Below are 20,301 nucleotides of genomic sequence, written 5' to 3'. Positions count from 1 at the left end.
GACCACCAGGGCCACGCCCTCGGCCGCGCCTCGGGCCTCCTGGAGCCGGCCGTCGCAAGTGCGCGCCTGGTAGCGGCCGTTGCCCAGTGCCCGCACGAGTTGCAGGTCCCCGGTTTTCCCTCTGACGCGCGGTCAAGCATGCGGGCCCCGGCGAGGATCGACCGCGGCTCCCGGCGACGGCCGGGGCGCGATCGCCCGTGTCACGCGGGCGTCGGATAGACCCGGGACTGTTTCACGCTGCCGAAGGCGAAGCTCGACTCGATCGACGCGATGCCGGGGATGGCGTGGATCCGGTTGCGGACGAGGGATTCGTACGCCTCCAGGCTCTCGATGACCACGCGGAGCAGGTAGTCGCTGCTTCCGGCCATCAGGTAGCAGTCCTGGATGTGCTCGATGAGCGCGACGTGCCCCTCGAAGACGCCGACCGCCTCCTTCGTGTGGCGGTCCAGGCGGATCCGGACGAAGACCGTGATCGGCAGGCCGAAGGCCACCTGGTCGACCATGGCCGTGTAGCCGCGGATCAGGCCGGCCTCCTCCAGGCGCCGCACGCGGCGCAGGCAGGGCGACGGGGACAGCCTGACCCGGTCGGCGAGGTCCTGGTTGGACAACCGCCCGTCGGCCTGCAATTCCCGGATGATCTGGAGATCGACTGCGTCCATGACCCCTCCCCCGCCCTTCCTTGGCAGATTCTGCCTCAAACGTATGTCCGGAAGGCAGAACTGGCAATCGGCTGCCCCGGCGGAAGCCCTAGCGTTGCTCCATGGCCGGATCCGGCCCCCGAGGCTGGAGGAGCCCCCTTGGTCACCACGCACACCGGTCCCGCGACGGCGCCCCTTCCGGCCGCCCGCGCCTCCGGCCGCCCGCGCATGTCCCCGCAGGCGAAGGGCTCCGTGGCGCTGGCCGTGACCGTCCTGATCTGGGCCGCCTTCGCGCTCAGCGCCCGCGCCCTGAGCTCCTCCTCCCTGCTGCCCGCCGACGCGGCCCTGCTCCGCTTCGGCGTGCCGCTGCTCGTCCTGGCGCCCGCGCTGTGGCGGCGCCGCCGGCAGATGGCCGCCGTCCGCCCCGCCACCGCGCTCAAGATCGCCTGCGGGGCCGGGGTGCCGTTCTTCCTGGCCGCGATGTACGGCGGCTCGCTCACCTCGGCGGCCTTCGTCGGCTCGATCGTCCCCGGGATGGTCCCGCTCTTCGTCTCCGCACTGATGGTCGCCGCGGGCAAGGGCCTGCCCCGGGGCACGCAGGCGGCCGGGCTCGGACTGATCGCGGTCGGCGTGATCGCCCTGGTCTGGCGCCACGTCGTCCCGCTGAACACGCAGGTGCTGGCCGGCGCCGGGATCCTGCTCGTCGCGAGCGGGCTGTGGGCCCTGTACACGGTCGGCCTGAAGGAAGTGGACCTCGATCCCGTCGGATCGATCGGCCTCCTGTGCCTGCCCTCGTTCGCGGTGATGGCGCTCCTGGTCCTGACCGGGGCACTGCCCACCGGCCTGGCCTCGGCCACGGGGAGCGACATCGCCCTGTTCCTGGTGGTGCAGGGGCTGGGGGTCGGCCTGTGCGCCGGCCTGCTGTACGCCTTCGCCATCCGCAGCCTCGGCGCGGAGCGCAGCTCCACCGTGGGCAGCCTCAGCCCGGTCGCCGTGGTCCTGCTGGCGATCCCCCTGCTCGGCGAGGTGCCGACCGCGGCCGTGCTCGTCGGCGTCCCCCTCATCACCGCGGGCGTCGCCCTCGCCAACCGACGCCCTCGTACCACCACCCGCATCCAGCAGCCCGAGGTTCCCGACCATGCTTGAGCTCCTCCTCCCGCCGCCCGTCGACCCGCTGTGGGACCTCACCGAGGCGTACGGAGCCGACGCCCGGCCCGAGCGCCTGAACCTCGTCCTCGGCGTCTACCGCGACCAGACGGGCGGCACCCCCGTCATGGCGGCGGTGCGCGAGGCCGAGATACGGCTGGCGGAGCGCTCCGCCTCCAAGGAGTACCGGGGTCTCTCCGGCAACACGGCCTTCAACCGGGCGATGCTGTCGCTGGTGCTGGGCTCCGGTGGCGCGGCCGAGCGGGCGGTGGCCGTCCAGACCGTCGCGGGCAGCGGCGCGCTGCGGCTGCTGGCCGACCTGATCTGCCGGACCCGGCCCGGTACGACCGTGTGGATCAGCGACCCCGCGTACGTCAACCACCGGCCCATCCTGGAGGCCGCCGGGCTGACCGTGCGGACGTACGGCTGGCAGGACGCCGAGGGCCGCTTCGACACGGCGGGCCTGCTGCGCGACCTCGGCCAGGCGCGCCGCGACGACGTGGTCCTGCTCCAGGGCTGCTGCCACAACCCGACCGGGGTCGACCCGTCCGGGCAGGACTGGGAGGCCGTGGCCGAGCTCGCCGCCGAGCACGGCTGGGTGCCGTTCGTGGACCTGGCGTACCACGGGCTCGGCGACGGCCTGGAGGCCGATCTGGCGGCCACGCGCATGCTCGCGGAGCGGGTGCCGGAGATGCTCGTCGCCATCAGCTGCTCGAAGAACTTCGGGCTCTACAGCGACCGGACCGGCTGCGCCGTCGTGGTCGGCGCCTCGCGGCAGTCGCTGCGGCACGTGGAGACGGCGCTGCAGAACGCCGCCCGGACCCTGTACTCGATGCCGCCGGAGCACGGCGCCGCGGTGGTGACGGCGATCCTCGAGGACGACGGGCTGCGGGCCCTGTGGCGCGCGGAGCTGGACGGGATGCGGGCGCGCATCGAGGACAACCGGCGCGGGCTGACCGCGGAGCTGACCGCACTGGGGTGGGAGGCGCAGGCCGACGTGCTGGCGCGGCAGAAGGGGATGTTCTCGATGCTGCCGCTCACCGCGCGTCAGATGCTGCGGCTGCGCAGCCGGTTCGCCATCTACGGGACGACGGCCGGGCGGATCAACATCGCGGGGATCCCGGCGCACCGGATCCCCTGCCTCGCGCAGGGCGTCGCGGCGGTCCTCGCCGAGGGCGCCGAGTAGCGGCGCCGGGCCCTCCCCCGGGCGGGCCCGGCCCGTCACATGACATTCCATCAGGTCGTCCGTCCCGGACCCTTGACTCTGTTACCGCCGGTAGCCATTCTCGTCACACTGCCTGCGCGGGACATGACAATCAGCCGGCTCCCTCAGACGGTCTGCGTCCTCGACCGCGCCATCCGCCGACCGATGACGTGAGTGATGACCATGACCCGAGTCCCGCACCGAAGGCGCAGGCCCCTCGCGCTGCTCGCCCTTCTCCTCGCCATGGCGGCCATGGCCCTCGGTCCCGCGCCCGGCGCGGCGGCCGACGGCGATGCCGGCTGGTGGAACCCGACCGCACGGCCCGCGCCCGACTCCCAGATCAACGTCACGGGCGAGCCGTTCAAGGGCACCGACGCCCAGGGGCGGGTCCGGGGCTTCGTCGACGCCCACGACCACATCATGTCCAACGAGGGCTTCGGCGGCCGGCTCATCTGCGGCAAGGCCTTCTCCGACCTGGGGGTGGCCGACGCCCTCAAGGACTGCCCCGAGCACTACCCCGACGGCTCCCTCGCGATCTTCGACTTCATCACCAAGGGCGGGGACGGCAAGCACGACCCCAACGGCTGGCCGACGTTCAAGGACTGGCCCGCCCACGACTCCCTGACCCACCAGCAGAACTACTACGCCTGGATCGAGCGCGCCTGGCGCGGCGGCCAGCGCGTCCTCGTCAACGACCTCGTCACCAACGGCGTGATCTGCTCGGTCTACTTCTTCAAGGACCGCAGCTGCGACGAGATGACCGCCATCCGCCTCGAGGCGCAGAAGACGTACGACATGCAGGCCTACATCGACAAGATGTACGGCGGCCCAGGCAAGGGCTGGTTCCGGATCGTCACCGACTCCGCGCAGGCCCGCGACGTCGTCCAGCAGGGCAAGCTGGCCGTCGTGCTGGGCGTGGAGACCTCCGAGCCGTTCGGCTGCAAGCAGATCCTGGACATCTCCCAGTGCAGCAAGCAGGACATCGACCGCGGGCTCGACGAGCTGTACCGGCTCGGCGTCCGCAGCATGTTCCTCTGCCACAAGTTCGACAACGCGCTGTGCGGGGTCCGCTTCGACGAGGGCGCCCTGGGAACGGCGATCAACGTCGGGCAGTTCCTGTCCACCGGCACCTTCTGGAAGACCGAGCAGTGCGCCGGCCCGCAGCACGACAACCCGATCGGCCTGGCACCCGCGCCCTCGGCGCAGAAGGAGCTGCCGGCGGGGGTGGCGGTCCCCTCGTACGCGGCGAACGCGCAGTGCAACTCCCGCGGCCTGACCGATCTCGGCGAGTACGCCGTGCGCGGCATGATGAAACGCAAGATGATGCTCGAAGTCGACCACATGAGCGTCAAGGCCGCGGGCCGGGCCTTCGACATCCTCGAATCCGAGTCCTACCCGGGCGTGATCTCCTCCCACAGCTGGATGGACCTGGGCTGGACCGAACGCCTCTACAAGCTCGGCGGGTTCGCCGCGCAGTACATGAACGGCGCCGAGGGGTTCAGCGGCGAGGCCGCCCGTACGAAGGCGCTGCGCGACAAGTACCAGGTCGGCTACGGGTACGGCACCGACATGAACGGGGTCGGCGGCTGGCCGGGCCCGCGGGGCGCCGACACCCCGAACCCGGTGAAGTACCCCTTCCGCAGCACCGACGGCGGCTCCGTCATCGACAGGCAGACCACCGGGCAGCGCACCTGGGACCTCAACACCGACGGCGCCGCGCACTACGGCCTGGTCCCCGACTGGATCGAGGACATCCGGCAGGTCGGCGGCCAGGGAGTCGTGGACGACCTCTTCAAGGGCGCCGAGTCCTACCTGCACACCTGGGGGGCGTCGGAGCAGCACAAGGCGGGGGTCAACCTCGCCGCGGGCGCGCCCTCCTCGGCCAGCTCCGCCGAGTGGAACCCGTTCGTCAGCTACGCGCCCGGCCGGGCCGTGGACGGTGACACGGGAACCCGGTGGGCGAGCGACTGGAACGACGACCAGTGGCTGCGGATCGACCTCGGCTCCGCCGGAGTGGTCAAGCGCGTCACCCTCGACTGGGAGCGCGCGTACGGCAAGTCCTACCGGATCGAGGTCTCGACGGACGACGTGAACTGGCAGACCGTGTGGTCCACCACCGCCGGCGACGGCGGACTGGACACGGCACGGTTCGCCGGGGTCCCGGCCCGGTACGTACGCGTCCACGGAGCGGGGCGCGGCACGCAGTGGGGCTACTCCCTGCACGAAGTCGGCGTCTACAGCAGCTGACGGCCCGAAGCGGCGCCCGCAGGCCGGGGCCGGTGGGATCGGCTCTTCCGATCCCGCCGGCCCCGGCCTCGGCCGTACCGCCGCCCGCACGAAGGGAACCGATTCCGCATGGCACGGATGCCGTTGGCGCAGCGGCGCAGACACCTGACCGAGGCCGCGATCCGGGCGATGGCCCGCGACGGCGTCCCGCGGACGACGACCCGGTCGATCGCCGCCGAGGCGGGCGTGTCGCTGAGCGTCTTCCACTACTGCTTCGACTCCAAGCAGGCACTGCTCGAATCGGTCATCGAGACCATCACCGAGCACTACCTGGCGGTGGTGAAGGAGGCGATCCTGCCGCGCACCACCCTCCGCGAGACCGTCAGGGCCGGTTTCCGGGCCTACTGGGACCACGTCCGCGCCCACCCCGCCGAGCACATGCTCACGTACGAGCTCACCCAGTACGCCCTGCGCGAGCCGGGGTTCGAGCACCTGGCGCGGCGCCAGCACCAGTTGTACTGCGCGACGTACGCGCAGCTGCTGGAGCAGGTCTGCCTCGACATGGAGACCGGGCTGCGCGTCCCCGTGCCCGTACTGGCCCGCTACCTGGCGGCGATGACGGACGGGCTGACCTTGAACTTCCTCGTGCTCGGCGACGCGGCCGCGGCGGAGGCGATCCTCGACATGGTCTCCGACCACGTGGCCGGCCTCGTCCACGACGAGCGGCCGCCTCCGCCGTCCTGCTCCCCGGCCCTGAAGCCCGCACAGGCCGCCGAGGTCCCCTGAGGCCCGCTGACGCCCGCGCTCACCCCAGGACCGGGTGCGCCTCCGGGTGGGCGTCCCACCACGCCCGGTGGAAGGGGTTGTTGTCCACGTTGGCCAGGTACGCGCCGGCCGCCGCGCGGTAGAGGGCGTCCGCCTGTCCGGCGGAGACCGCCGAACGGTTCCAGGCGAGCCGGATGCGCCCCGTGATCGGCGTGCCGAGCAGCGGGCGCATCACCGTGCCCTCCACCGCGGGGGCCGTGGGCTGGGTGAGGGAGATGGCGCGGCCCGCCGCCACCAGGTCGTGGCGCATCTTGCGGTCGGTGATCCGGTGGCGCAGCGAGGGGGCGAAGCCCGCCTTGGCGCAGGCCTCCACCAGCGCCTCGGGACCGCCGTCGTCGTCCTCCACGAGGGTCATCCACTGCTCGCCCGCCAGTTCGGCGAGGTCCAGCACCTCCCGACCGGCCAGCGGGTGCCGGGTGGACATCCGGATGCAGAACGGCTCCCTGGGCACCAGGGTCCGGGCCAGGGTGCCCTGGGGCAGCGCCACCTCGTGGTCGTTGACCTCGCCGTAGACGATGACGTCGTACCGGCCCGCTCCGAGCATCCGTACGAGCGCGGTCACCGAGTGCTCCACGTCGACGGTGATCTCCCGCCCGGACAGGACGAGGTCCGTCCGCGCGAGCAGTCCGTCGATGAGGACGAGCAGGATGCAGCCGAGCCGCAGCGGGGCGTCGGTCGCCATCGCGCGGGTCTCGGCTCCGAGGCTCTCCATCTCGGTGAGCACGCGCCGCGCCTTGGCCAGGACGAACTGGCCCAGCGGCGTGGGCTCCACCCCGCTGCGGCCGCGGACGAAGAGCTCGCCGCCCGTGACCCGCTCGATCCTGCGCAGCTGCGCGGAGAGCGCGGGCTGGGAGACCCCCAGCCGGCGGGCCGCGCCGCCCAGACTCCCTGACTCCGCTATCTGGCACACGGCTTGCAGATGCCTCAACTCCAGCTGCATCCGGGCAGCTTACGCAGCGTGACCCCACGGCACCATAACGCGGACCTTATGTGCGCAGGGATGTCCCAATCTCGCCATGTCCACGCCCATACTCGGCGCCAACACCCACCCGTAATGCCCCCCACACGATCGGAGTGGACTCTTGCAGCCCACCAGATGGACGGCCTCCGTGGCGGCCATGGCGCTGACGGCGAGCCTCGCCGGCACGCTGGCCACCGCCGCGTCCGCCTCGGCGCAGGCCCAGCCCCCCTCCCCCTCCCCGCAGGCCACATCCGCCGAGCGCGCCGTCGCCGCCGCCGACGCGGCGGTCCGCAGCGGCCTCGACACCCTGGTCAACTCGGCCCAGCAGCAGTACGACCGGCGCCTGGTCACCCCCTGGGTACAGGACCTGTACTCCGTCTCCTACGAGCGCAGCTACCGCGGGCTGCCGGTCGTCGGCGGCGACGCCGTCGTCCTCGCCGACGGCGCCGGCCGCGTGCGCGCCGTCCAGTCGGCCTCGGCCGCCGCGATCGACGTCGCGACCACCCCCACCGTCAGCGCCAAGGCGGCGGAGACGCTCTCGCGCGCGGAGCTGGCCAAGGTCGACAAGGTGCTCGACAGCCGGCTCGTCGTCAAGATCAAGGACGACCGGCAGGTGCTCGCCTGGGAGACCGTCCTCTCCGGCAACAGCAAGACCGCGCCCAGCAAGCTGCACGTCTTCGTGGACGCCCGCACCGGCAAGGTCGTCGACCGCCACGACGAGGTCGTCGCCGGCAGCGGGACCAGCAAGTGGAACGGCCCGAACCCGCTCACCCTCGACACCACCGCCTCGGGCGGCTCGTACTCGCTGCGCGACCCGAACCGGCCCGGTCTGAGCTGCGCCGACTACAGCACCGGCAGCGTGTTCACGAAGTCCTCGGACTCCTGGGGCACGGGCAACGCCACGTCCAAGGAAACCGGCTGTACGGACCTGATGTTCGCCGCGCAGAAGCAGTGGGACATGCTGGGCCAGTGGCTGGGCCGCAACGGCGTCAGCGGCAACGGCCGCAGCTTCCCCGGCAAGGTGGGCCTGAGCGACCTCAACGCGTACTGGGACGGCAGCTCGGTCACGATCGGGCACAACAGCGCCAACGAGTGGATCGCCGGGATCGACGTGGTGGGCCACGAGTACGGGCACGCCATCGACTCCAACACCCCCGGCGGCACCAGCGGCCAGGAGTCCGGGCTCGGCGAGGGCACCGGCGACATCTTCGGCGCGCTGACCGAGGCGTACGCCAACGAGCCGGCCCCGTACGACACCCCGGACTACACCGTCGGCGAGATGATCAATCTCCAGGGCCGCGGGCCGATCCGGAACATGTACAACCCGCCGGCCGTCAACAACGACCCGGCCTGCTACAGCTCCGCGATACCCGGCACCGAGGTGCACGCGGCCGCGGGACCCCTGAACCACTGGTTCTACCTGCTGGCCGAGGGCAGCAACCCGGGTGGCGGCAAGCCCACCAGCCCCACCTGCAACCAGTCCACGGTCACCGGTGTGGGCGTGCAGACCGCCGGCAAGATCTTCTACGGCGGCATGCTGCTCAAGACCAGCAGCATGTCGTACAAGAAGTACCGGACGGCGACGCTCAGCTCCGCCAAGTCGCTGGACCCGGCCACCTGCAACCTCTTCACCAGGACCAAGGCGGCCTGGGACGCGATCAGCGTGCCCGCCCAGTCCGGCGACCCGACCTGCACCCCGAGCGGGCAGAACGATGACTTCTCGATGGCGCTGAACCCGTCCGCGGGCAGCGTCCAGCAGGGCGCCTCGGTCACCACCACCGTGACCACCAGCACCACCACCGGCCAGGCGCAGCAGGTGACCCTCACCGCCACCGGCCTGCCGTCCGGGGTGAGCGCCTCCTTCAACCCGGCCACCGTCCAGTCCGGGCAGTCCTCGACCCTGACCCTGTCCGCCACGGCCAACGCGGCGCCCGGATCCTCCACCATCACGGTCAAGGGCCAGGGCCCGAGCCTCGCGCACACCGTCGACTACGCGCTGACCGTCGGCAGCACCCAGCCCGGGAACGACCCCCCGAACATCAACGTGGCCAACGTCCAGGCGCACCTGACCCAGCTGAACACCATCGCCTCGCAGAACGGCGGCAACCGCCGCGCTGGCAGCGCCGGTTACACCCAGTCCGTGGCGTACATCAAGGGCAAGCTGCAGGCGGCCGGCTTCACGGTCACCGAGCAGAACTGCACCTCGTGCACCTACCCGTCCAACAACCTGATCGCGGACTGGCCCGGCGGCCCGGCCGACCAGACCGTCATGTTCGGCGCCCACCTCGACAGCGTCTCGGCGGGCCCCGGCATCAACGACAACGGCTCGGGCTCCGCGACCCTGCTGGAGAACGCGCTCGTCCTCGCGCAGAAGAACCCCACCCTGACCAAGCACGTGCGCTTCGCCTGGTGGACCGACGAGGAGCAGGGCCTGAACGGCTCGGAGTTCTACGTGGGCCGGCTCAGCAGCGCCGAGAAGGCCGCCATCAAGGGCTACTACAACTTCGACATGGTCGGCTCGCCCAACGGCGGCTACTTCATCAACAACCTCAACTCGACCACGGCCGCACCGCTGAAGGCGTACTGGGCCTCGCTGAACCTCGCCCCCGAGGAGAACACCGAGGGCCAGGGCCGCAGTGACGACTACTCCTTCCAGCAGGGCGGCATCCCCACCTCCGGCTACGCCGCCGGCGCCAGCGCCCGCAAGACCTCGGCGCAGGCGACCAAGTGGGGCGGCACCGCGAACGCGGCGTACGACTCCTGCTACCACAGCTCCTGCGACACGACGAACAACATCAACGCGACGGTGCTGGACCGCAGCGCCGACGGCGTCGCCTACGCGATCTGGAAGCAGGCCGTCGGCGGCGACACCCCGGCGCAGGACTTCTCCATCTCCACGTCACCGGCCGCCGGATCCGCCACCCCGGGCACCAGCGTCACGTCCACGGTGAACACCACCACCGTGAGCGGCAGCGCGCAGACCCTCGCCCTGTCGGTCTCCGGCGCCCCGTCCGGGGTGACCGCGACGCTCAGCCCGTCCTCCGTGCAGTCCGGCGGCTCCTCGACGCTCACCGTGCAGGTCGACGCGGCCACCACGGCGGGCACCTACACCCTGACGGTCACCGGTACCGGCACGGTGGCGCACAGCACCACCTACACCCTGACCGTCGGCGGCGGGGGTACGTGCACCCCGAAGCAGGTCGTGGTCAACGGCGGATTCGAGAGCGGCAGCAGCCCGTGGACCGCCACCGCAGGGGTCGTCACCAACCAGTCCGGCCAGGTCTCGCACAGCGGCTCGTACATGGCGTGGCTGAACGGCTACGGCGCCTCGCACACCGACAGCGCCTCGCAGTCGCTGGCCCTCCCGGCCGGCTGCGCCACGGCCCGGCTCGCCTTCTACCTCCACATCGACACCGATGAGGACGAGAGCGTGGTCTACGACCGGTTCACCGTCTCGGTGGGCGGCCAGACCCTGGAGACCCTGTCCAACCTGGACGCGGCCCCGGGCTACGTGCTCAAGAGCTACGACGTGTCCCGGTTCGCCGGCCAGACCGTCACCCTGAAGTTCCAGGGCGTGGAGGACCAGTCCCTCCAGACCTCCTTCGTCGTGGACGACGTCACCCTCCAGGCGAGCTGACGCCCGCCTGATCCCCTTCCGGGCGGCATGAGCCCCGGCCACACGGCCGGGGCGCGTGCCGCCCGGCCGCGTGCGCGGCCGTCGGCTGCCGGCTGCCGTCAGTAGCGGCGCGGGGACATGACCTGGGGAACGGCGTCCGGGGCCTCCAGGACGCAGCGCGGGAGGCCGGGCCCCGGCGTGGCGCGTACGGACACCGGTGTCGGCGGATCGGTCGGCAGCTCCACCTGCACGGTGACGGGCCGGTCGTGGTGCGTGGAGCCGTGCCCGGTCTCCTTGCCGTCGACCAGGATCTCCACCTCGACGTGGTGGCCGGTCTCGACGGTGGCGCTGACGGAGTGCCCCGCATGATCGATGTGGAAGTGATGGCGTCGTCTCATGGGATCGCCTCCGGCTTCGGGGCACTGCGAACCGTCCCCCCGTCCAGGGTAGCCGCGCCGGCCGGGGACGGCAGGTCGGCCTCGGCCGCCACCGGGCCGGGCAGGGTTGCCCGGAACGTTTTGGTCCCGGGGCGGATCCTCAATACGATCCGGCGATGATCACAAGAAAATGGGTGGCGGCCGGGGCCTGTGGCCTGTTGGCCACTCTGGCGGTCGGGCTCTTCCCGGCGAATGCCGCCGCCGGCGAACCGGTGGCGAAGGAGTCCCCCAAGGTCGAGCTGGTCCTCGACGTCAGCGGCTCGATGCGGGCGACCGACATCGACGGCAAGTCCCGGATGGCCGCGGCGAAGCAGGCGTTCAACGAGGTGCTGGACGCCACTCCGGACGAGGTACGGCTCGGGATACGGACCCTCGGGGCCACCTATCCCGGTGACGACCGGCAGCTCGGCTGCAAGGACACCAAGCAGCTCTACCCGGTCGGCAAGCTCGACCGGACCGAGGCGAAGACGGCGGTGGCCACCCTGGCCCCCACCGGCTGGACGCCGATCGGGCCGGCCCTGCTGGGTGCGGCCGAGGACCTCAAGGGCGGCGACGCCACCCGGCGGATCGTGCTCATCACCGACGGCGAGGACACCTGTGCCCCGCTCGACCCGTGCGAGGTGGCCCGCGACATCGCGGCCCAGGGCATCCACCTCGTCATCGACACGCTCGGGCTCGTCCCCGACGCCAAGACGCGCAACCAGCTGATCTGCATCGCCGAGGCCACCGGCGGCACCTACACCTCGGTGCAGCACACCGCCGAACTCTCCGGCCGCGTCAAGCAGCTGGTGGACCGGGCGGCGACACCGGTCGTCACCCCGGTGGCGACCGAGGGCGCCAAGCAGTGCGCCGGCGCCCCGCAGCTCGGCGCGGGCCTGTACACCGACCGCGAGACCTTCGGCGAGCACCGCTGGTACCGGGTGGACGTCAAGCCCGGCCAGGAGCTGCGCGCTTCGGTGAGCATCGCCGCCGACCGGACCGTCAACAACGACTACGGGGTCATGCTGCGGGCCACCACCGTGCACGGGCGGGAGATCGTCCGCGGCTCGGAGGCGGGCGACGGACGCACCGACATGATCTCGACCGGTCTGCGCTACCCGAAGGCCGAGGTCGACGACGCCGACGAGGACGGCGACGGCAAGCAACCGGTGGAGACCGTCTGCCTGCAGGTCAGCAACTCCTTCTCGGCGCCCGCCTCGGTCAAGACCACGCCGGGCCTGCCCGTCGAGCTCACCATCGACGTGGTGGACGGGCCCGACGACGCGTCCGACGCGGCGGCGTTCGGTCTCGGCCGCGGCTGGTGGCTGCTCGGCGTGCTGGTGCTCGCCGGCCTCGTCGCCGGTCTGCTGTGGGGCTGGGTCTCCCGCTGGCGTATCTCGGTCTGGAGGACCAACTGATGCGTACCGTACGCATACTGACCGCTGCCGCCCTCGCCGCGGGCGGTGTGCTCGGCATGGCGGGCGCCGCCCTGGCCGACACCCCGTCGGCGAGTGCGAGCGCGAGCCCGGGTGGCAAGGCCTCCGGTCCGACCGAGGCGGGCACCGCCTTCCGTACCGCCACGGCGATCCGGCCGGGCCAGCGGGCCACGGCCGAAGCGTCCACGGGTGACTACCTGTACTGGGTGGTCCCGCTGGACTCGGGGCAGCGGGCCACGGTCAAGGCCACGGTGAAACTGCCTCCGGCGGCGAACCGGCACTCCGCATCGACGTGGCAGCTCGACGTGTACGACGGGCTGCGCCGCCGCCAGGCGTGCACCTACGGCACGCAGCAGGCCGCGGCTGCCAAGGAGGCCGCCTCGGTGGAGCTGTCCTGCACGCTGCGCACCGTCCGCCCGGGTGCGGAGCCGTGGGCCAACGACCCGCTGCCCGGCAGCTACTACGTCCGCCTGACGGTGGTCGGCGTGGCGGAGGAGGACCTCGGTCTTCCGGTACGGGCCGAGGTCGAGGCCTCCACCCGGGACACGGGAGGCGCCTTCGCGGTGGACGGGGCACTGGCGAAGCCGCTCGTACCCGGCATCGGCAAGACCGCGCAGGCGGGGTCCGGGAGTTCGGCGCAGCCGGCGGCGCTCGGCGAGCCGGCCGACGGCTGGTCTGGCGGCCGGTGGTCCGACCGCTGGATCTGGACGGCGGCGGGCGGGGTCCTCGGCGCCCTCGCCGGCATCTTCGGGTACTCCCTCACCCGCGGCAGGGGCCGCCCTTCCGGGGTCCCGCCCCGCGGCTGACCGCCCCGGCGGCCGCGGCACCCCGCCGCGGCCGCCGGACACCCGCCTGGGGGTGTCCGCGAAGGAGAGCCGTCCGCACGGAGGGCGCTCCCGCGGCGTCCGGTGCCTGCTCCCGGTGTCAGTAGCCCGCCTCGGCACGGCCCGCTTCCGCCGCGATGTCCAGCCGGCCCGCCGCCGACGGATCGTGCAGGCCGGGCGCGATGTCGCAACGACCCGCCCCGGCCCGGGCCGTGACCCGGAAGCGGGTCTCCGCGGGCACGGTGAGCCGGAGCCGCCCCGCACCCGCCCGGGCGGTGACCCGCTCCGGCGGGGCGGCGAACCGGACGACGGCCGAGCCCGCCCCGGCCCGGACCTCGGCCTCCGGCGAGCTGAGCCCGGTGGCCTCGAGCGAGCCCGTGCCCACGCTCGCCCTCAGGGGCCCGCGCAGCGCGCTCAGCCGGAGGGTCCCGGCACCGACCGAGGCGTCGACGGCCCCGCCCAGCCCGCTGACCGCCACCGTGCCGGAGCCCGCGGTGACCTTCACCGGGATGCCGGCGGGCACGGTGACGCCCAGGTCGACCGAGCAGCCGATGCCGGAGGCCACGAAGCCCGCGGCCGCCGGGCAGCGCGGCGTCAGCTTCAGGGTGTCGCCGAGCCAGCTCTCCTCGATGGCCGGAGCCGCCGTCGACCAGCGCGTCTCGGCCCGGTAGACCACCTGTCCGTCGGAGCGGGGGGTGATGCGCACGTCGGCGCCGCCCGCGTCGATCTCCACGGCGGACACCGGCCGTTCGCCGCTGCCGCCGCTCAGCGTCGCGCGGCCGCTCTCGCCGGAGGCGTACGACCAGACCTGCCAGGTGGCGGGGGCGACGACGAACACGGCGCTCAGGGCCGCGGCCACGACCCACGCCGTACGCCGGGGCCGCCGGGGCCGCCCGGGACGCCGGGGACCGCCGCCGCCCCCGCTCACGAGGCGCCGTCCAGGAAGCGCAGGACCGCCAGCACCCGACGGTGGTCGCCGTCGGCCTGCGGCAGGTCCAGCTTGGCCAGGATGTTGTTGATGTGCTTGGCGACCGCGCTCTCGCCGACCACGAGTTGCGCCGCGATCCCCGCGTTGGAGCGTCCCTCGGCCATCAGCGCCAGCACCTCCCGTTCGCGCGGGGTGAGCCGCTCCAGCGGATCGATGCCCCCGCCGCGCCGCAGCAGGAGCTGCGAGACCACCTGCGGGTCGAGGGCGGTGCCGCCGGCCGCGACCCGTCTGACGGCGTCGATGAACTCCTCGACGTCGGCGACGCGCTGCTTGAGCAGGTACCCGATGCCACCGGCCCGACCGGCCAGCAGATCGGCCGCGTAACGCTCTTCCACGTACTGGGAGAGCAGCAGGACCGAGGTACCCGGCCACTGCCGGCGGATCATCAGGGCCGCGCGCACGCCCTCGTCGGTGAAGCCCGGGGGCATGCGCACGTCGACCAGGGCCAGGTCGGGTTCGTGCGCGGCCACGGCGGCGAGCAGGGCGTCGGCGTCCCCGGTCTCGGCGGCCACCTCGAATCCGGCCATTTCGAGGACCTTGACCAGCCCTATTCGCAGCAGCACCGAATCCTCAGCGATCACAGCCCGCACGGCAGCTCCACAGTCACGACGGTCGGGCCCCCGAGGGGGCTGTTGATCAAGATGGTTCCGTCGACCGACCCTACGCGTTTGCGCAGGCCCACCAGTCCGGTGCCGCGGGCCGGGTCCGCGCCGCCCACCCCGTCGTCGGTGACGGTGATGCGCAGCAGGTCGGCGTCCCGGCGGGCGTCCACGCGGCAGCGGGAGGCCTTGGCGTGCTTGGCGACGTTGGCGAGGGCCTCGGAGACGACGAAGTAGGCGACGGCCTCGACGGTGGGGCCGGGCCGGCGCGCCAGCTCCACGGTCAGTTCGACGGGCAGCGGCGCCCGGGCCGCGATCCCGGACAGGGCCGCGTCGAGCCCCCGGTCCTCCAGGACCGCCGGATGCAGGCCTCGTACGAGGCTGTTGAGCTCCTCGATGGCCTCCTTGGCCTCGCGGTGGGCCTCGTCGATCACGGCTTTGGCCTCCGGCGGCAGATCGGTGAGCGTGGCGCGGGCGATGCCGAGGTTCATGGCGAGGGCGACCAGGCGCTGCTGGGCGCCGTCGTGCAAGTCCCTTTCGATCCGCCGGCGTTCGAGGTCGGCGGCGTCGAGGACGTCGGCCCGGCTCTCGGCGAGGTCCTCGACGCGCCGCTCCAGCTCCTTGGCCCGGTTGGGCCCGAGGAGGGCGGCCGCGGCGAAGGCGTCGAGCCGGGCCAGGGCGGCGGCGAGCCAGGGGGTGGCGAGCAGCAGCAGGGCGCCGAGCACGGTGACGGTGTCGTAGCGCCCGGTCCAGCCGGGGCCGCCGTACTCGTCGGGCAGCATCCACGACCAGCCGTACACGGCGGCCCCGGCGAACCCGCCCGCCCAGGCCAGGACGACCAGCGCCCCGCCGATCCCCGCGAGCGGGCTGACCAGCAGGTGGTACCCGTACTGCCGCCAGGTCGACTCCGCGCGCAGCCATGCGGGCAACGCCTTCGGGTGGAGCGTCCGCCGGCCCTGCGCGACGGCCGGGATCTCCCGCTCCAGCAGCTCCCTGAACCGGCTGCGCTGCGCCAGGGTGAGCAGCGGGGTCAGGATCAGCAGCGCGAGCAGCGTGAGACCGGCGGCCTTGGGGAACACGAACGCGGCCGCGGCGGGCAGGGCCATCGGAATCGCGGCGACGGTGAAGGCGGTGCTCCGCCAGGCCCACGCCGACCAGGGCGCGTGGTCGGCGATCCACCGTGTGGTGCGCCTCAGCGCCCCGGAAAGTCCCATGCCCGTACGGTAATCGCACTGGTCAGGGCCGCTCCACCACCCTGGTACCCGGTCGGGGGTGTAGCCAGTGCCACCCCCGGTTCGGACAGTGCCGCTACTGATTCCGCCCCTGCGCGCGACCAGAGTGATGTCCGTACCCGGAGGACGGACCACCGGGGCCGGAAGGAGCTCCACCGCCATGACCCTCGTCGCCCCGCACCTGCGGACCCGCCGCACGTCCCGCCCCCGGCTGGCCACGCTGCTCACCGGCGCCGGGGTGGCGCTGCTGCCGTGGATGGTGGTGCTGGCGAAGACGCTGCCGCAGACCGCGGAGGTCTCCAACTGGTCGACCGCCTGGATCGGGCTGGACGCCATGCTGGCGGCCGGGCTGAGCGGTACGGGTCTGCTGCTGGGGCGCGACGATCCCCGCGCGGCGCCCCTGGCCGCGGCGACCGCCGCGCTGCTGGTGATGGACGCCTGGTTCGACGTGACGACCGCGGCTCCGGGCAGCGCCCGGGCGGCGGCCGTGGCCCTGGCGGTCTGCGCGGAACTGCCCCTGGCGGCGGCCTGCGCGGCGGTGGCGGGCCGCCGCCCGGTGTTCTAGCGTCGGAAGGGCGGGGTGACCGATGTGCCACGCCGGCCGCTCTCCCGGAGTGCCCGCGCCGCACCGCCCCCGCCCGTGGCCCGGCGCCTCGGCGGGCCACGTGACCGACCGAGAGAGCAGGTGCGTCCGTATGCGTCCGTCGGCCCGTATCCCCAGCGTCCTCGCCGGTTTCGTCCTCGCCGCCGGCGGCGCCTTCCTCGCCGCTCCGGCAGCCGGCGCGGCCGCCCCCACCAGCGTCCAGGAGTGCGAGCAGTACATCACGCAGCACGGCAAGAAGATCGTCGACGGGGTGGGGCAGGCCTGCTACGAAGGCCAGATCGGCAACCAGACCAGCTGCGCCGCGAGCCTCCAGGCGGTCGGATTCTCCGCGGACATCGCGTCCGGGGCCTGCCGCGCCGCGCACTAGGGGGCGTCTTGCCGATCACGCCGGGCTCGCGGCGGCGGGCACCGCGCCTCGCCGCGTTGTCCTCGCTCGCCGACACACCACGTCGCCTCCTCCCCCTGCCTTCGGCGGGGGGACCCCCACGTCCGCCTTGCGATCCACGGCGCCCACCACCGCTCCCTGACCCGGCCTGATCGACAAGACACCCCCTAGAACGCCGGGCGGACGTCACACCGGATGGCCTTCGTCGTCCGTGGGCTCCTTCTGTGTGGAGAACCTGGAGACGAACACGTCGAAGAGGCCGTCCGGGCGCCGGGTCAGCGTGGCCCCGTCCTGCCAGATCCCGTTGTCCGGCCACCACTGGCTGTCGCGGGGATCGCCCTGGTTCTGGTGGACGTTGTGCATGCCGAGCCCCTCGTCGAAGGGTTCGCCGAAGACCAGGACGGGGCGGCCCACGACGAGGATCGGCTCCAGCGCCGCCGAGGCCTCCAGGTACGAGCCCGAGACCCAGGGCCGGGGCGGGCTCAGCCGGTCCAGGATCCGCTGGAACCAGCGCGGCGGGTGGCCGCCGAGCAGGCAGCCGGGGCGGTCCGCGAGCGCCGGGTGCCGCAGGTAGTCGAGCGCGCCGGATCCGCAGGTGCGGGCGAGGTCGTGGTAGCCGGGCGCGGGCGAGTCGGCGGGCTCGAGCACCGAGGCGTGCAGGGTGAAGACCTTCCACTGCACCCCCACGGCGGAGTGCTTGCTGTCCACGTCGATCGCGCACTCGTAGCGGCCGGCGGGCGTGTCGACCTCCAGGTGGACGTGGAACCAGCGGCCCTGGTCGTCGGGCCGGTCACGGAAGTGGCGGTGCAGGGTTCCGGACAGCACTCCGTAGTTTTCGAGCGGCATGCCGCCAGTGAACCACCCGGGCCGCCCGGCCGCGGGTGCCCGCAGGCGTGTCCCGGCGATCTCCCAAGCCATGGTGAACACTTGACGGAACGTTGACTCCTTCCGGAGTGAGCCGCACCGCACCCGGTGGCTACCGTCCCTGCCATGCCCCTACCTCCTCCCCTCCCGGTCCTCCCGTACCGCAAGCCGACCCGCGGACGCGACTACTGGGTACTGGACGACGTACTGCCCGACCTGGACGCCGTACGGGAGCGCTGCCTGGCCAAGGACGACTGGACCGAGGGCTATCCGCACAAGCCCGAGAGCTGGCCGGGGCTGCGCGCGATGCCGGGTCTGGAGCCCGATGAACTGGCCCTGGTGGAGCGGCTGGTGCGCAAGTCCACCGGCGCCCCGAAGCTCTGGGCCGAACGGCACGCGGGCGGCGGCACGTTCAACCACAACTGCGTCCAGGTCGTCGGCGAGGGCGAGTCCGAGCCGCGCCCGCACACCGACTCGCGGAGCCTGTGCCGCTACGCCGCCGTGCTCTACCTCAACCCGACGGTGCCGAAGGACTGCGGGACCAGCTTCTACCGGCAGAGCCTGCCCGGCGGCGCACTGGGCGGCAACCAGGTGATCGCCCCGCACAACAACCTGGTCGACGCCCTGGGCACCCGCTTCGTCTCCCCGGATTCCTTCACCGAGGACGTACGGGTCCCCCATCGCGCCAACCGGCTGCTCCTGTACTCGGCGAACCTGATCCACAGCGCCACCGGCTACTGGGGCCGGACGCTGGAGGAGAAGCGGATGACGGCCGTCTTCTTCTGGAAGGCCTGACCCCGGCGGCGCCGGCGGCGGGGAAGGTGTGACGGAAGTCTGACGGACCGCCGCCGGGCCTGGCGCGGGCGCGGCGGCGGTGGTCGAATCGGGCTGTGAGCCCAGCACCCGCGGCCGAACCCGCACCCCAGCCGCCACCGGACCCCGACCCCGACCCCGACGGTCAGGGCGCGCCGATCGGGCGCCGCCTGGTCCTCGGCACGATCGGGCTCGGCGCCGCCGGGCTGGTCACCGCCCCGTACCTGCAAGGAGGCTTCGAGGCCTTCCTCGGCGCGGCCTCCACCAAGGACCCCACCGGCCTCACGGGACTGCTGCCCAACGGCGGCGGGTTCCGCTACTACTCGGTGACCGCCTCCGTCCCCGAGCGCGGCCCCGGGAACTACCGGCTCACCGTCGACGGCCTCGTCGACCGCCCCATGACGTACACCCTCGACGCGCTCCGGGCGCTTCCGCAGACCCGCGTCGTACGGGACGTGCAGTGCGTCACCGGCTGGCGGGTGCCCGGCACCCCCTTCGAGGGGGTGCCGCTGACGCGGCTGCTCGACGCCGCCGGGGTGCGCCCCGAGGCCCGCGCGATCCGCTTCAGCTGCTTCGACGGCACGTACACGGAGAGCCTGACCCTCCCCCAGGCCCGCCGGGACGACGTCATGGTGGCGCTGCGCATGCGGGACGAGCCGCTGAGCCATTCCCACGGCGGCCCCGTCCGCCTGTACGTGGCCCCCATGTACTTCTACAAGTCCGCGAAGTGGCTCTCCGGCATCACCGTGACCCGTGACGTGGAGCCGGGCTACTGGGAGGACCTCGGGTACGACGTCGACGCGTGGGTCGGCCGGTCGAACGGACGCGACGATGCCCCGACCGTCTGAGCCGGCGCCCGGGCGCGCCGAGCGGATCCACCGGTTCAGCCGGGCCGAGCGGTGGATCCACCGGTCCACCGCCGCGCTGATGGGGCTCTGCGCGGGCACGGCGGCCTGCCTGTACCTGCCGGCGCTCGCCGAGCTCGTCGGCCGCCGCCACCTCGTGGTCACCGTGCACGTCTGGTCCGGGCTGCTGCTGGTCGTCCCGTTCCTGCTGGGGCTCGCCTCGAGCGCCTTCCGCGCCGATCTGCGGCGCCTCGGCCGCTTCGGGCCGCACGACCGGGTCTGGCTGCGGGCCGCTCTGCGACGGGACCGGGTGACCGGGCGGCCCGCCGGGAAGTTCAACGCCGGGCAGAAGGTGTACGCGGGCTGGCTGGCCGGGGCGGTGCTCGTGATGGCGGGCACCGGGACGCTCATGTGGTGGACCGGACTCGTCCCGCTGGTCCGGCGCACGGCCGCCACCTTCGTCCACGACTGGCTGGCCCTCACCGTGGGTGTCGTGCTCGCCGCACACATCGGCAAGGCCCTGGCCGACCCCGAGGCGCGGCGGGGCCTGCGTACCGGCTCCGTCGACCGAGGGTGGGCCGAGCGCGAGCACCCGCTGTGGCGGACCGGGCGCGTCGGCCCCGCGGACCGGGGGGAGCCGGCCGACGCGGATCGCGCGCCGGCCGGCCCCGGGTGAGCC

19 protein-coding genes are annotated in these 20,301 nt (G+C 73.0%); 12 read left to right on the top strand and 7 right to left on the bottom strand.

Annotated elements, in window-relative coordinates:
* Positions 1-200: 200 nt before the first annotated feature.
* The gene (locus ACFY1T_RS14445) at positions 201-659 is read right to left on the bottom strand and encodes an Lrp/AsnC family transcriptional regulator (protein WP_030860603.1); all 459 of its coding nucleotides are present in this window, start codon (positions 657-659) and stop codon (positions 201-203) included.
* 138 nt (positions 660-797) lie between these two features.
* Between ACFY1T_RS14445 and ACFY1T_RS14440 the strand changes: the two genes are divergently transcribed.
* The 4 genes from ACFY1T_RS14440 (at position 798) to ACFY1T_RS14425 (ending at position 6,000) form a co-directional block, all read left to right on the top strand.
* Complete coding sequence (locus tag ACFY1T_RS14440) at positions 798-1,784, top strand: DMT family transporter (protein WP_390788390.1); 987 nt, start codon at positions 798-800, stop codon at positions 1,782-1,784.
* Positions 1,777-2,970, top strand: coding sequence for an aromatic amino acid transaminase (locus tag ACFY1T_RS14435; RefSeq protein WP_390788389.1), 1,194 nt, complete (start codon positions 1,777-1,779; stop codon positions 2,968-2,970). The genes ACFY1T_RS14440 and ACFY1T_RS14435 overlap by 8 nt, the downstream gene beginning before the upstream one ends.
* Positions 2,971-3,171: 201 nt before the next feature.
* Positions 3,172-5,235: a discoidin domain-containing protein gene (locus ACFY1T_RS14430; RefSeq protein WP_390788610.1), complete on the top strand. Its 2,064-nt coding sequence runs from the start codon at positions 3,172-3,174 to the stop codon at positions 5,233-5,235.
* A gap of 108 nt (positions 5,236-5,343) precedes the next feature.
* On the top strand, positions 5,344-6,000 hold the full coding sequence (locus tag ACFY1T_RS14425; protein ID WP_390788388.1) for a TetR/AcrR family transcriptional regulator: 657 nt from the start codon (positions 5,344-5,346) through the stop codon (positions 5,998-6,000).
* A 19-nt stretch (positions 6,001-6,019) separates the two neighbouring features.
* Here the strand turns inward: ACFY1T_RS14425 and ACFY1T_RS14420 are convergent, their stop codons facing one another.
* On the bottom strand, positions 6,020-6,979 hold the full coding sequence (locus tag ACFY1T_RS14420) for a LysR family transcriptional regulator (RefSeq protein WP_390788387.1): 960 nt from the start codon (positions 6,977-6,979) through the stop codon (positions 6,020-6,022).
* Positions 6,980-7,157: 178 nt separating this feature from the next.
* Between ACFY1T_RS14420 and ACFY1T_RS14415 the strand changes: the two genes are divergently transcribed.
* A complete protein-coding gene (locus tag ACFY1T_RS14415; RefSeq protein WP_390788609.1) occupies positions 7,158-10,637 on the top strand; it encodes a M28 family peptidase in 3,480 nt (1,159 codons plus the stop codon).
* A 98-nt stretch (positions 10,638-10,735) separates the two neighbouring features.
* On the opposite strand, the gene ACFY1T_RS14410 is transcribed toward ACFY1T_RS14415, so the two are convergent.
* A complete protein-coding gene (locus ACFY1T_RS14410) occupies positions 10,736-11,014 on the bottom strand; it encodes a hypothetical protein (protein ID WP_030860610.1) in 279 nt (92 codons plus the stop codon).
* Positions 11,015-11,169: 155 nt separating this feature from the next.
* Between ACFY1T_RS14410 and ACFY1T_RS14405 the strand changes: the two genes are divergently transcribed.
* Both ACFY1T_RS14405 and ACFY1T_RS14400 read left to right on the top strand, forming a co-directional pair.
* Positions 11,170-12,450 (top strand): VWA domain-containing protein, encoded by a 1,281-nt coding sequence (locus tag ACFY1T_RS14405; RefSeq protein ID WP_390788386.1) that lies wholly within the window; start codon positions 11,170-11,172, stop codon positions 12,448-12,450.
* Positions 12,450-13,274 (top strand): hypothetical protein, encoded by an 825-nt coding sequence (locus tag ACFY1T_RS14400; RefSeq protein ID WP_390788385.1) that lies wholly within the window; start codon positions 12,450-12,452, stop codon positions 13,272-13,274. The genes ACFY1T_RS14405 and ACFY1T_RS14400 overlap by 1 nt, the downstream gene beginning before the upstream one ends.
* Before the next feature lie 118 nt (positions 13,275-13,392).
* Here ACFY1T_RS14400 and ACFY1T_RS14395 read toward each other — a convergent pair whose 3' ends face one another.
* The 3 genes from ACFY1T_RS14395 to ACFY1T_RS14385 all read right to left on the bottom strand — a co-directional run bounded on the left by ACFY1T_RS14395 (position 13,393) and on the right by ACFY1T_RS14385 (position 16,093).
* Positions 13,393-14,151 carry a hypothetical protein gene (locus ACFY1T_RS14395; protein ID WP_390788384.1) on the bottom strand — a complete coding sequence of 253 codons (759 nt, stop codon included), beginning with the start codon at positions 14,149-14,151 and terminating at the stop codon, positions 13,393-13,395.
* A gap of 65 nt (positions 14,152-14,216) precedes the next feature.
* A complete protein-coding gene (locus ACFY1T_RS14390) occupies positions 14,217-14,870 on the bottom strand; it encodes a response regulator (RefSeq protein WP_390788383.1) in 654 nt (217 codons plus the stop codon).
* Entirely contained in the window at positions 14,858-16,093 is a 1,236-nt protein-coding gene (locus tag ACFY1T_RS14385; protein ID WP_390788382.1) for a histidine kinase, read from the bottom strand. The genes ACFY1T_RS14390 and ACFY1T_RS14385 overlap by 13 nt, the downstream gene beginning before the upstream one ends.
* Before the next feature lie 178 nt (positions 16,094-16,271).
* On the opposite strand from ACFY1T_RS14385, the gene ACFY1T_RS14380 reads away from it, so the two are divergent.
* The gene (locus ACFY1T_RS14380; protein ID WP_234435226.1) at positions 16,272-16,676 is read left to right on the top strand and encodes an LPXTG cell wall anchor domain-containing protein; all 405 of its coding nucleotides are present in this window, start codon (positions 16,272-16,274) and stop codon (positions 16,674-16,676) included.
* A gap of 130 nt (positions 16,677-16,806) precedes the next feature.
* The gene (locus tag ACFY1T_RS14375) at positions 16,807-17,082 is read left to right on the top strand and encodes a hypothetical protein (RefSeq protein ID WP_390788381.1); all 276 of its coding nucleotides are present in this window, start codon (positions 16,807-16,809) and stop codon (positions 17,080-17,082) included.
* A gap of 204 nt (positions 17,083-17,286) precedes the next feature.
* Here ACFY1T_RS14375 and ACFY1T_RS14370 read toward each other — a convergent pair whose 3' ends face one another.
* On the bottom strand, positions 17,287-17,946 hold the full coding sequence (locus tag ACFY1T_RS14370; protein WP_390788380.1) for a DUF2278 family protein: 660 nt from the start codon (positions 17,944-17,946) through the stop codon (positions 17,287-17,289).
* Positions 17,947-18,090: 144 nt separating this feature from the next.
* On the opposite strand from ACFY1T_RS14370, the gene ACFY1T_RS14365 reads away from it, so the two are divergent.
* From ACFY1T_RS14365 to ACFY1T_RS14355, 3 genes are all read left to right on the top strand, one after another.
* Entirely contained in the window at positions 18,091-18,759 is a 669-nt protein-coding gene (locus tag ACFY1T_RS14365; RefSeq protein ID WP_390788379.1) for a DUF6445 family protein, read from the top strand.
* A 95-nt stretch (positions 18,760-18,854) separates the two neighbouring features.
* Positions 18,855-19,625: a molybdopterin-dependent oxidoreductase gene (locus ACFY1T_RS14360; RefSeq protein WP_390788378.1), complete on the top strand. Its 771-nt coding sequence runs from the start codon at positions 18,855-18,857 to the stop codon at positions 19,623-19,625.
* On the top strand, positions 19,609-20,298 hold the full coding sequence (locus ACFY1T_RS14355; protein ID WP_390788377.1) for a cytochrome b/b6 domain-containing protein: 690 nt from the start codon (positions 19,609-19,611) through the stop codon (positions 20,296-20,298). The genes ACFY1T_RS14360 and ACFY1T_RS14355 overlap by 17 nt, the downstream gene beginning before the upstream one ends.
* Positions 20,299-20,301: the final 3 nt, after the last annotated feature.

Source organism: Streptomyces sp. NPDC001194, assembly GCF_042896985.1.
Lineage (GTDB): Bacteria > Actinomycetota > Actinomycetes > Streptomycetales > Streptomycetaceae > Streptomyces.
Note: the sequence above shows the minus strand (reverse complement) of the source record. Positions and strands in the feature narration are given on the sequence as shown.